The organism is Vibrio sp. 10N.222.55.C6, from assembly GCF_041473395.1.
Taxonomy (GTDB): domain Bacteria; phylum Pseudomonadota; class Gammaproteobacteria; order Enterobacterales; family Vibrionaceae; genus Vibrio; species Vibrio crassostreae_C.
This window is the reverse complement of the sequence record NZ_JBFRSD010001140.1, coordinates 1-382: the sequence shown is the minus strand read 5'-3', so window position 1 is coordinate 382 and position 382 is coordinate 1. Positions and strand designations below refer to the sequence as shown.

The 382-nt window shown below is 46.9% G+C and carries 1 protein-coding gene; it reads left to right on the top strand.

Annotated features, from left to right (window positions below):
• Positions 1-382 (top strand): lipopolysaccharide heptosyltransferase II (waaF, locus tag AB4486_RS27900; RefSeq protein WP_372120056.1); only part of this gene is annotated, 382 nt, incomplete at both ends.

The window sequence follows — 382 nt, the reverse complement described above, 5'->3', positions numbered from 1 at the left end:
GTCCTTGGTTTATGTCCTGGAGCTGAGTTTGGCCCTGCGAAACGTTGGCCTGATAATCACTTTGCAACAGCTGCGACAGCGATGATAAAGCAAGGCTACCAAGTGTGGTTGTTTGGCTCGGCTAAAGATCGAGAAGTAACCCAAAAGATAATCGAACAAGTCCCTGTTGATATGCAGCAGCATTGCTTCAATTTAGCTGGAGATACGAGCTTAATTCAGGCTGTAGACTTGATTGGGGCTTGTCGTACTGTCGTTAGCAATGATTCTGGGCTGATGCATGTGGCCGCCGCTGTGGGCTGTAATGTCGTGGCTGTTTATGGCTCTAGTTCACCTAAATATACACCTCCGCTAACCAACAAACTGGCAATCATCAATACTGATA